Source organism: Pseudomonas sp. P5_A2_2, assembly GCF_054177685.1.
Genome location: NZ_JBGCUL010000080.1, coordinates 1 through 11177, shown reverse-complemented (window position 1 = coordinate 11177; position 11177 = coordinate 1). Strand labels below are relative to the sequence as shown.

Here is an 11177-nt window from a genome sequence, read left to right as displayed (position 1 = left end):
GTTCTCATCGAACTCATTGTTGCTGTAGTCGCGACGCATGGTCGAGTTGCGCCATTTCAGGTTCAGGTCCTTCAGCGCACCGCTCTGCACGGTGTAGCCCAGTTCACTTTCACGCCCCCATTCCTTGCCATCGGTGATGCTGCCGGTGTGCACATTGTCGCCGCTGATATAGCGGTTCATCAGAGTCAGGCCCGGCACGCCGAGGGCGACGAAGTTGTAGTCGTGGCGTACCTGCCAGGAGCGTTCCCGGGCATTGTCGTAGCTGGAGTTGTAGCTGTCGTTGGCCAGGGTGCCGCCGCTGGTGCCGTTGACCCGCATCCAGGCGTTGTCGCCGGTGAGTTTCTGCAGGCCGACATAGAACGTGTTGCCGCCGTACTTGGCCGAGAACAAGCCGTACATGGTTTTGTTGTCCAGCTCGCCAGCCCGGGCGCTGCCGTCATCCTTGCCGTAGAAAAAGCCCAGGTTGGCGCCCAGGGTCCAGTCGCCAAGCGGCTGGCTGTGGATCACGTTGACGAATTGCTGGCTGTAAATGTCCTTGAGCTCGGCGTTCCACAGACCGATCTGGGTGCGCTTGTCATTGAACAGGTACTCGCCGCCCTCGAAGTTGAAACGGTCGGAGGTGAACGCCGCTTTGCCGGTCATCGACATGTCGCCCATGCTGCTGTCGTCCCGTGGGCTGTTCTGGCGGAACTGGCCGCCGTAGAGCGTCAGGCCATTGATTTCCTTCGACGTGATCTGGCCGCCGCGGAAGGTTTGCGGCAACGAGCGACCGTCGTCGGAGCGCAGGATCGGCAGTACCGGCATCCACTCGCCGACTTTCACTTCGGTCTGCGACAGCTTGGCCTTGAACGCCACGTTGGTGCGGCCGAAGTTGTCTGCCGGGCGACCGTCGTGATCCAGCGGCAGCAGTTGCGTACCACCGGTACCTTTGCCGCCATCAAGCTTCACCGAATACAAACCGAGCACATCCATGCCGAACCCGACGGTGCCCTGGGTGAACCCGGATTTGGCGTCGAGGATGAAACTTTGCGTCCACTCTTCGGCCTTGCCCTGGGCCTTGGTCGGGTTGGTGAAGTTGCGGTTGATGTAGAAGTTGCGCAGGTTCAGGTTGACCTTGGCCCCATCGACGAAGCCCGACTCTTCGGCATAGGCGGGCAGGGCGGCGCTGGCCAGGGCGGCGACGATCAGGCTGGGTACGAAATACTGCGCGGTGGAAGACGTCATGAGCTCGGGTCTCTCTAATTCTTGGGGATGAAGCGCGGTGATGCCGCAACCCGGGGTTGCAGACGAATTTTCGAAATCAGTACAAACGAAGCGGATCAGCCGGAGAGGGCAAGGCGCGGGGGCATGGTGTCGAACCTGTTGTTATTGGTTTTGTGGTTCGGATGGTGCGTGGAATGTACTGGATGGTTCAATCGTAAAAAGCGGGTTTTGGGCGATTATCGAACGCAACATGACGCAGTGTTTTATGGTGTCAGCACCGGCCTCATCGCGAGCAAGCTCGCTCCCACAGGGGATTGGTGTTGAATACAAAAACTGTGTTCACACTGAAGATCCAATGTGGGAGCGAGCTTGCTCGCGATGGTGCCATCACTGACAACGCAACTTTTCTCGCAGCCAACAAAAAGCCCACCAAAAAGGTGGGCTCCGTGTTTTCACAGCGCTATCAGAAATACTTCATCTTCGGCGCTTCTTCTTTCAACGGCTCGTTCTTTGCCGTTTGTTCGTTCCAGCCACCACCCAGTGCCTTGTACAGATTGACCTGGCTGACCAGCTGCGCCAGGCGGTCGGTGATCAACACCTGTTGCGCACTGAACAGCTGACGCTGGGCATCGAGGAAGGTCAGGTTGCTGTCGACACCGATGCGGTAACGACGCTCGGCCAGGCGGTAGTATTCCTGGTTGGCACTGACGAAATCTTTCTGTGCCTGCAACTGCTGGACGTAAGTCTCGCGGGCGGCCAGGCCGTCGGCGACTTCCTGGAAGGCTGTTTGAATGGACTTCTCGTAGTTCGCCACGCCGATGTCTTTCTGGATTTTCGAGTAATCCAGACTGGCGCGCAGGCTGCCGGCGTTGAAGATCGGCAGGTTGATCTGCGGCTGGAACAGCCAGGTGCCCGAACCGCCCTTGAACAGGCCGGACAGGTCCGGGCTCAGGGTGCCGGCATTGGCCGTCAGGCTGATGCTCGGGAAGAACGCTGCCCGCGCCGCGCCGATGTTGGCGTTGGCGGCCTTCAGGTTGTACTCGGCCTGAAGGATGTCCGGACGACGTTGCAGCAAGTCCGACGGCAGGCCGGGCGGCACGTCGCTCAACAGGTCGTCGTCAAGTGGTTTGGCCGCTTGCAGGTTGGCCGGGACACCGGTGCCGAGCAGCAGCACCAGGCTGTTCTCGTCCTGGGCGACCTGACGGGTGTACTTGGCCAGTTGCGCACGGGCGTTTTCCACCGAGGTACGCGACTGCGCCAGGTCCAGGGCCGAGGCGACCCCGACTTCGTTGCTGCGGGCGGTGAGCTTGTAGCTCTCCTCGAAGGTGGCCAGGGTGTCCTGGGTCAGCTTGTACAGTTCCTGGTCGGCCTGCCAGGTCAGGTAGGCATTGGCCACGCTGGCCACCAGGCTGATCTGTGTGCTGCGGCGGCCTTCTTCAGTGGCGAAGTACTTCTGCAACGCTTCTTCGTTCAGGCTGCGAACCCGACCGAACAGGTCGAGTTCATAGGCGCTGATCCCGACTGTGGCCGAGTTGGAGCTGACGATGCCGGTTTGGCCGGTCTGYGAAGCGTTAGACGGAACGCGCTGACGGCTGCCGGTGCCGTTGGCCGAGACGGCCGGGAACAGATCGGCACGGGAGATGCGGTACTGCGCCGCAAACGCGTCGATGTTCAGGGCCGCGACACGCAGGTCACGGTTGTTTTCCAGGGCAACCTGGATCAGCTGTTGCAGCGCCGGGTCATGGAAAAACTGCTTCCAGCCCTGCTCGGCAGCGGCTTGCGCCGGTGCCTGGGCCGGCGAATACGCCGGGCCCTGCGGGTATTGGCCCGCCACCGGCGCTTCGGGCTGCTGATAATCAGGTATCAGCGAGCAGCCACCGAGCACGAAGGCGGCGACTGCCAGGGAGAGTAGCGACTTGCTCATTAGCCAGCCTCTTGAGGAGTTTCAATGGCGTCATCCTGGTCGGCGATTTTACGCTGGCCAATGGACGACACGGTGACGAAGAACAGTGGGACCCAGAAAATCGCCAGCACAGTGGCCGTGATCATACCGCCGATCACACCGGTGCCGATTGCATGCTGGCTACCGGAACCCGCGCCGGTGGATATCGCCAGTGGTACCACACCCAGAACGAAGGCGAGCGAGGTCATGATGATCGGTCGCAGACGCATGCGACTGGCTTCAATTGCCGCATCGCGCAGGCTACGCCCTTGTTCGTGCAGTTCCTTGGCAAATTCGACAATCAGAATGGCGTTTTTCGCCGCCAGACCAATGGTCGTCAACAGACCTACCTGGAAGTACACGTCGTTGGACAAACCGCGCAGGCTGGTGGCCATCAATGCACCGATGATCCCCAGCGGCACCACCAACATCACCGCGATCGGAATCGACCAGCTCTCATACAACGCCGCCAGACACAAGAACACCATCAGCAGCGACAGGGCGTACAGCGCTGGCGCTTGCGAACCGGACAGACGTTCTTCGTACGACAGACCGGTCCAGGAAATACCGACACCCGCCGGTAGCTTCTGCGCGATGGCTTCGACTTCGGCCATGGCTTCACCGGTGGAATAGCCAGGCGCCGGGGCCCCGAGGACTTCCATCGCTTCCACGCCGTTGTAGCGGGCCAGTTTCGGCGAACCGTAAATCCACTCGCCCCTGGCGAACGCCGAGAACGGAACCATGGTGCCGCTGCTGTTGCGCACGTACCACTTCTGCAGGTCTTCAGGGTTCATTCGAGCGCCTGGCTGGCCTTGCACGTAAACCTTTTTCACGCGACCGCGGTCGATGAAGTCGTTGACGTAGCTACTGCCCAGGGCAATCGACAGGGTGTTGTTGATATCGGCGATGGTAATGCCCAGGGCACTGGCCTTCTCGTCATCGATTTCCAGTTGGTATTGCGGTTCGTCGTTCAGGCCGTTCGGACGCACCTGAGTCAGAATCTTGCTTTGCGCGGCCATGCCGAGGAACTGGTTGCGTGCAGCCATCAGTTTGTCGTGGCCGATGCCGGCGCGGTCCTGCAGGAACACGTCGAAACCGGTGGCGTTACCCAACTCCAGTACCGCCGGTGGCGCGAAGGCGAACACCATGGCGTCACGGAAGGTGAAGAAATGCTGTTGGGCGCGGGCCGCTACCTTGAACACGTTGTTGTCGGCGTTACGCTCGTCCCACGGCCGGAGCATGATGAACGCCATACCCGAACTCTGGCCACGGCCGGCGAAGTTGAAGCCGGTTACGGTAAACACCGAGTTCACCGCATCGCCTTCACCGCCATCCTTGCCCGGACGCAGCAGGAATTCACGCATCTCGTCCACGACCACCTGGGTGCGCTGGGCGCTGGAACCGGCCGGGGTCTGCACCTGGGCAAACAGTACGCCCTGGTCTTCTTCCGGCAGGAACGCCGTTGGAATACGGGTGAACAGCCAGATCATGCCGACGACGATGATCAGGTAGGCCAGCAGGTACGGGGCCTTTTGCGCGAGCATATTGCCCACGCCACGCTCGTAGCTTCTGACGCCGCGGTCGAAGTTGCGGTTGAACCAGCCGAAGAAGCCGCGTTTCGGGGTGCCGTGCTCGCCTTTCGGAATCGGCTTGAGCATGGTCGCGCAGAGCGCCGGGGTGAAGATCAGTGCAACCAGTACCGACAGGGCCATGGCCGAGACGATGGTGATCGAGAACTGCTTGTAGATCACACCGGTGGRACCGCTGAAGAACGCCATCGGCAGCAGCACCGCCGACAGCACCAGGGCAATACCCACCAGTGCGCCCTGGATCTGGCCCATGGATTTCTTGGTGGCTTCCTTGGGTGACAGGCCTTCTTCGCTCATCACCCGTTCGACGTTTTCCACCACGACGATGGCGTCGTCCACCAGCAAGCCGATGGCCAGCACCATACCGAACATAGTCAGGGTGTTGATGCTGAAACCGGCTGCCGCGAGGATCCCGAATGTACCCAGCAATACTACCGGCACGGTCATCGTGGTGATGATGGTGGCGCGGAAGTTCTGCAGGAACAGGWACATCACCRSGAACACCAGTGCGACCGCTTCGACCAGGGTGTGAACCACGCCTTTGATCGATTCGGTCACCACCGGAGTAGTGTCATACGGGAACACCACTTCCATCCCTTGCGGGAAGAACGGTTTGAGGTTGTCGATGGTCGCGCGCAGGGCTTTGGCCGTATCGAGAGCGTTGGCACCGGTGGCCAGTTTCACCGCCAGGCCGGATGCCGGGGCACYGTTGAACTGGGCGTTGATGCTGTAGTTCTCACCCCCCAGACCGACTTCGGCGACATCTTTGAGGCGAACCTGGGAGCCATYCTTGTTGACCTTGAGCAGGATCTTGTCGAATTGCTCCGCGGTCTGCAGACGGGTCTTGCCGATGATGGTCGCGTTCAACTGGGTGCCGGGCAGGGCCGGCAGGCCGCCGAGCTGGCCGGACGACACCTGGACGTTCTGCGCAGCGATGGCGGTCTTGGCGTCGATCGGGGTCAGGTTGAATTTGTTCAACTTGGCCGGGTCGAGCCAGATCCGCATGGCGTACTGGGAACCGAACACCTGGAAGTCACCGACACCGGCGGTCCGCGAGATCGGGTCCTGCATGTTCGACACGATGTAGTTGGACAGGTCGTCCTTGGTCATGCTGCCGTCACGCGACACCACGCCGATCACCAACAGGAAGTTCTTCACCGCCTTGGTGACGCGGATACCTTGCTGCTGCACTTCTTGCGGCAGCAGCGGGGTGGCCAGGTTCAGCTTGTTCTGGACCTGAACCTGCGCGGTATCGGAGTTGGTGCCTTGCTCGAAGGTCGCGGTAATGGTCATGGTGCCGTCGGAGTTACTTTCCGACGAGACATAACGCAGGTGGTCGATACCGTTGAGTTGCTGCTCGATCACCTGAACCACGGTGTCCTGCACGGTCTGTGCCGAAGCACCCGGATAGGCAACGGAAATGGCGATCGCTGGCGGCGCAATGCTCGGGTATTGATTGATCGGCAGTTTGAGGATCGATAGAGCCCCGACCAGCATGATCACCAGGGCGATTACCCAGGCGAAAATCGGACGGTCGATAAAAAATTTCGACATGGTTTACTCCCCTTTGTCGCCAGACGCTTTATCAGCTACCTGGGCGGGGGCCGGGTTCCTTACGGCTACGTTGGTCGCTTCACTGGCCTTGACTTCGATGCCGGGTTTGACGAATTGCAGACCTTCGGTAATCAGTCGATCGCCGGCCTTCAGGCCGTCTTCGATCAGCCATTGGTTACCGACGGTGCGGTTGGCCTTGAGATGACGCAGTTCGACCTTGTTGTCCGGGCCGACAACCAGTGCGGTCGGGGTACCCTTGAGGTCGCGGGTCACGCCTTGCTGCGGGGCCAGAATCGCCGCGCTGTTCACACCGGCCAGCAACTTGGCGTGCACGAACATGCCAGGCAGAAGGGTGTGATCAGGGTTCGGGAAAATCGCGCGCAGGGTGACGGAACCGGTGGTCTGGTCAACCGAGATTTCGGAGAATTCCAGCTTGCCGTCCAGCGTGTACTCGCTGCCGTCTTCGAGGGTCAGCTTGACCGAGGCCGCGTTGTCACCGGCTTTTTGCAGGCGACCGCTTTCCAGCTCGCGGCGCAGTTGCAACAACTCGACCGAGGACTGCGTCACGTCGACGTAGATCGGGTCGATTTGCTGAATCACCGCCATTGCGTCGACCTGGGCATTGCTGACCAGCGCGCCTTCAGTCACCGAGGAACGGCCGATACGGCCGGTCAACGGGGCATAGACCTTGGTGTAGCGCACATTGATCTGGGCGGTTTGCAGCGCGGCTTCCGATTGCAGGCGGTTGGCCACGGCGGTGTCGTATTCCTGACGGCTTACGGCTTGTTCGTCGACCAGTTGCTTGTAGCGGTCGGAAATCGATTTGGTCGAACGCAGGTTGGCCTCAGCGCTGGCGAGCGTTGCCTCATAGACCGAGGGGTCGATCTGATAGAGCTGCTGGCCGGCCTTGACGTCGCTGCCCTCCTTGAACAAACGCTTGAGAATGATGCCGTTGACCTGCGGGCGAACTTCGGCAATGCGGAACGCACTGGTACGACCTGGCAGATCGGACGTCAGGGTGAAAGCTTGCGGTTGCAGAGTCACGACGCCGACCTGAGGCGGTGGGGCGGCCGGTGCTGCCTCTTCCTTTTTGCATCCGCTGAGCAGCGATGCCAGGGCGAAGGCGGCGACCAGAGCGGTAACAGCTGGCTTGAATTGCATGAAAATCCTCGGGTCAGGCGCGCAAGGAGCGCACTAGAAAGGTGGAAGGTTGAAAAGTGGTTACCGAGTGGATAAGTAGCTTGCTAATGAATATACTTACGTACATGGCTGTTTGTAAATACCCGGGCTGCGTATCAACGCCGTTACACAAGCCGTTGAAAGGTTGGAAATGCAGGCCCGGGACGCCCCCCAGAACGTTCGCCCCACTTTTATTCAGCTGATATTCAGACATCGCTGAAGCACCCTGATTGAGGTTGTACTGCCATGGTCCGTCGTACCAAAGAGGAAGCTCAGGAAACCCGCGCACAAATTCTCGAGGCGGCCGAAAAGGCCTTTTTCGAGCGAGGTGTGGCGCGCACGACCCTGGCGGACATCGCGACCCTGGCCGGTGTCACTCGAGGGGCCATTTACTGGCACTTCAGCAACAAGGCGGATCTGGTACAGGCCATGCTCGACACCTTGCATGAGCCGCTGGAAGAAATGGCCAAGGCCAGCGAGAGCGAAGACGAACTGGATCCCCTGGGCTGCATGCGCAAACTGTTGATTCATTTGTTTCATCAAATTGCGCTGGACCCGAAAACCCGCCGCATCAATGAGATTCTTTATCATAAGTGCGAATTCACCGATGAAATGTGCGACCTGCGCCAGCAGCGCGTGTCAGCCAGCCTCGAATGCAATGTACGGATCGGCCTGGCCCTGAGAAATGCCGTGAATCGCGGCCAGTTGCCGGAAAACCTCGACACCGCCCGCGCCGCGATCAGCTTGCATGCTTATATAGACGGCATTCTGTACCAGTGGTTGCTGGCCCCCGACAGTTTTGAATTGCACACCGAAGCCGAGCGTTGGGTCGATACGGGGCTGGATTTGTTGCGCTTCAGCCCCAGCCTGCGTAAATAAAGCAAAATGCGTAATTAGCGCCTTGTGTGTCAACCGTTGAGGCCGCAGATGAACAGTTCTTCACGCGCTCTTCGACAATGGGGTGCTTTTATATACTCACGCTCGGCAGGTTGACAGGTAGCAAGCTCAGTATTTTGTAGGGAATTTGTGTCGAGTCTGTGAGCACCTGCCGATGATCGCGGCCCCTGTGGGAGCGAGCTTGCTCGCGATAGCGGTGTGTCAGTTGACGTCTTCGTTGATGGTTACGCCGCCATCGCGAGCAAGCTCGCTCCCACAGTGGATAGTGTCAAACCGTCAAATATTAAAAAGCCCCGGTTCTTTCGAGTCGGGGCTTTTGCGTTTCAACGGTTGCTGATTACAGCGATGGGTAGTCGATGTAACCGACCGGGCCTTTGGCGTAGAACAGCTCCGGACGCGCTTCGTTCAGCGGCGCGTCAGCCTGCAAACGCGCTGGCAGGTCAGGGTTGGCAATGAACGGTACACCGAAGGCGACCGCATCGGCCTTGCCGCTGGCGAGCAACGCGTTGGCGCTGTCCCTGGTGAAACGCTCGTTGGCAATGTATGGGCCGCCAAAGGCCTCCTTCAGTTGCGGACCGAGGCTGTCGGCACCTTCTTTCTCACGGGAGCAGATGAAGGCAATGCCACGCTTGCCCAGTTCGCGAGCGACGTAGGTGAAGGTTTCGGCCAGGTTGTCGTCGCCCATGTCATGCAGGTCGGCGCGTGGTGACAGATGCACACCCACACGGCCGGCGCCCCAGATTTCGATCGCCGCGTCGGTCACTTCCAGCAGCAGGCGGGCACGGTTCTCCAGGGAGCCGCCGTAGTTGTCAGTGCGCTGGTTGGTGCTGCTTTGCAGGAACTGGTCGAGCAGGTAACCGTTGGCGGCATGGATTTCCACACCGTCGAAGCCGGCCGCCTTGGCGTTCTCGGCTCCGACGCGGTAAGCGTCGACGATGTCAGCGATTTCAGCGGTTTCCAGGGCGCGCGGGACAGGGAAGTCGGCCAACGGACGAACCAGGCTGACGTGGCCCTTGGGCTGGATGGCGCTCGGCGCGACCGGGGCTTCACCGTTCAGGTACAAACCGTGGGAAATGCGACCCACGTGCCACAGTTGCAGGAAGATCTTGCCGCCCGCGCCGTGGATTGCCTTGGTCACGTTGGACCAGCCACGCACCTGATCGTTGGACCAGATGCCCGGGGTGTCCGGGTAGCCGACGCCCATCGGCGTCACCGATGTGGCTTCGCTGAGGATCAGGCCGGCGGAGGCGCGTTGTACGTAGTACTCGGCCATCAGCGCGTTGGGTACGCGGCCTTCATCGGCGCGGCAGCGGGTCAGCGGTGCCATAATGATGCGGTTGGCCAACTCGAGGTCGCCCAGTTTGATCGGATCGAAAATAGTCGTCATTTAAAGCAACCCTCGTGAGGTAATGGTTGATCAGTTGGTAGCAGGGGCCAGATCGGGATTGCCGCTCTGACGGAAAGTAATCAGGGTCACCAGCAGGGCGAGTACCGCCAGTGCGGCTGCGGCGAGCGGCACGCTGGTCAGGCCGAAGCCGTGGGCGATGACACTGCCGCCGACCCAGGCACCCAGGGCGTTGCCGATGTTGAAAGCGCCGATATTCAGGGTCGACACCAGGTTCGGTGCGGCGTTGCCGAAGGTCACCACGTTCACTTGCAGCGCCGGTACGGCGGCGAAGCACGCGGTGGCCCAGAGGAACAGGGTGATTTCGGTCGGGATCAGCGCGACGCTGGTCCAGGTCAGCACGGTGGACACCACGGCCATGGTGATGAACACGCCGATCAGCGTCGCAGCCATGCCTTTGTCGGCCAGCTTGCCGCCGATGATGTTGCCGACCGTCAGGCCCAGGCCGATGAGCATCAGGGTCCAGGTCACGCCACGGGGCGAGACGCCGGTGACTTCGCCCAGCAGCGGCGCGACATAGGTGAACAGGGTGAACACCGAGGCGGCAAACAGCGCGGTCATGCTCAGGGACAGCCAGATGCCRCCGCCCTTGAGTGCGGCCAGTTCGGCGCGCATGTCGAGTTTTTCTTCATCACGCTTGGCCGGCAGGAAGCGGATCAAGCCTATAAGTGCAATCACACCAATCACGGTCACGGCCCAGAAGGTCGAGCGCCAGCCAGCTTCCTGACCGAGGGCGGTGCCCAGCGGTACGCCGAGGACGTTGGCCAGGGTCAGGCCGGTGAACATCAGGGCCACGGCCGAAGCGCGTTTGTTCGCAGGCACCAGGCCGGCGGCTACCACTGAACCGATACCGAAGAAGGCGCCGTGGCACAGGGCGGTGACCACACGGGCGAACATCAGCACATCGTAGTCGCCGGCCACTGCGCAGAGCAGGTTGCCGACAATGAAGATGCCCATCAACGCTACCAGGGCGGCCTTGCGCGGCAGTCGGGCGGTGGCCAGCGCCATGAATGGTGCGCCGATGGCCACGCCCAGGGCGTAACCGGTCACCAGCCAGCCGGCACCAGGAATCGACACACCGAGGTCGGCTGCCACGTTGGGCAGCAGGCCCATGATGACGAACTCGGTGGTGCCGATAGCGAAAGCGCTCAAGGCCAGGATGAGTAGCGAGAGGGGCATGGGTATTTCCTTTTGGCTGGCTGACGTTAAGGGTCAGAGCTCTTTACTGAAGGTTTTGAGGAACTCCTGAATGGTTTCCTCGTTGCGTTTGAAAAAATGCCACTGGCCGACTTTGCGGCTGCTGATCAGGCCGGCGCGTTGCAGGGTTGCCAGGTGTGCGGACACCGTGGACTGCGACAGGCCACAACGTTGATCGATCTGCCCGGCGCAGACGCCGTGCTCGTTACTG

8 protein-coding genes are annotated in these 11177 nt (G+C 60.6%); 1 reads left to right on the top strand and 7 read right to left on the bottom strand.

Annotated features, from left to right (window positions below; genetic code table 11):
- The 4 genes from ACXRVY_RS08805 to ACXRVY_RS08790 form a co-directional block, all read right to left on the bottom strand.
- Window positions 1-1224, bottom strand: a 1224-nt coding sequence (locus ACXRVY_RS08805; protein ID WP_458237260.1) for an OprD family porin, incomplete at its 3' end; no start/stop codon positions are given.
- A 442-nt stretch (window positions 1225-1666) separates the two neighbouring features.
- Entirely contained in the window at window positions 1667-3127 is a 1461-nt protein-coding gene (gene emhC / locus ACXRVY_RS08800) for an efflux RND transporter outer membrane subunit EmhC (protein ID WP_223463808.1), read from the bottom strand.
- Entirely contained in the window at window positions 3127-6288 is a 3162-nt protein-coding gene (emhB, locus tag ACXRVY_RS08795) for an efflux RND transporter permease subunit EmhB (RefSeq protein ID WP_458237259.1), read from the bottom strand. Before emhB ends, emhC begins: the two co-directional genes overlap by 1 nt.
- A gap of 3 nt (window positions 6289-6291) precedes the next feature.
- Window positions 6292-7449, bottom strand: coding sequence for an efflux RND transporter periplasmic adaptor subunit (locus tag ACXRVY_RS08790; protein ID WP_223463810.1), 1158 nt, complete (start codon window positions 7447-7449; stop codon window positions 6292-6294).
- Between the two features lie 264 nt (window positions 7450-7713).
- Between ACXRVY_RS08790 and emhR the strand changes: the two genes are divergently transcribed.
- On the top strand, window positions 7714-8346 hold the full coding sequence (emhR, locus tag ACXRVY_RS08785; RefSeq protein ID WP_223463811.1) for an efflux system transcriptional repressor EmhR: 633 nt from the start codon (window positions 7714-7716) through the stop codon (window positions 8344-8346).
- 355 nt (window positions 8347-8701) lie between these two features.
- Here emhR and ACXRVY_RS08780 read toward each other — a convergent pair whose 3' ends face one another.
- The 3 genes from ACXRVY_RS08780 to ACXRVY_RS08770 all read right to left on the bottom strand — a co-directional run.
- Window positions 8702-9751, bottom strand: coding sequence for an alkene reductase (locus tag ACXRVY_RS08780; protein ID WP_223463812.1), 1050 nt, complete (start codon window positions 9749-9751; stop codon window positions 8702-8704).
- Between the two features lie 30 nt (window positions 9752-9781).
- Window positions 9782-10948: an MFS transporter gene (locus ACXRVY_RS08775; RefSeq protein ID WP_223463813.1), complete on the bottom strand. Its 1167-nt coding sequence runs from the start codon at window positions 10946-10948 to the stop codon at window positions 9782-9784.
- A gap of 33 nt (window positions 10949-10981) precedes the next feature.
- Window positions 10982-11177: ArsR/SmtB family transcription factor (locus ACXRVY_RS08770; RefSeq protein WP_458237258.1), on the bottom strand; the 196-nt coding region annotated here is incomplete at its 5' end.

Bases quoted from the DNA above. Each gene is read 5' to 3' on its own strand.
- ACXRVY_RS08790 (WP_223463810.1), bottom strand. From the start codon at position 7,449: ATGCAATTCAAGCCAGCTGTTACCGCTCTGGTCGCCGCCTTCGCCCTG.
- emhR (WP_223463811.1), top strand. From the start codon at position 7,714: ATGGTCCGTCGTACCAAAGAGGAAGCTCAGGAAACCCGCGCACAAATT.
- ACXRVY_RS08780 (WP_223463812.1), bottom strand. From the start codon at position 9,751: ATGACGACTATTTTCGATCCGATCAAACTGGGCGACCTCGAGTTGGCC.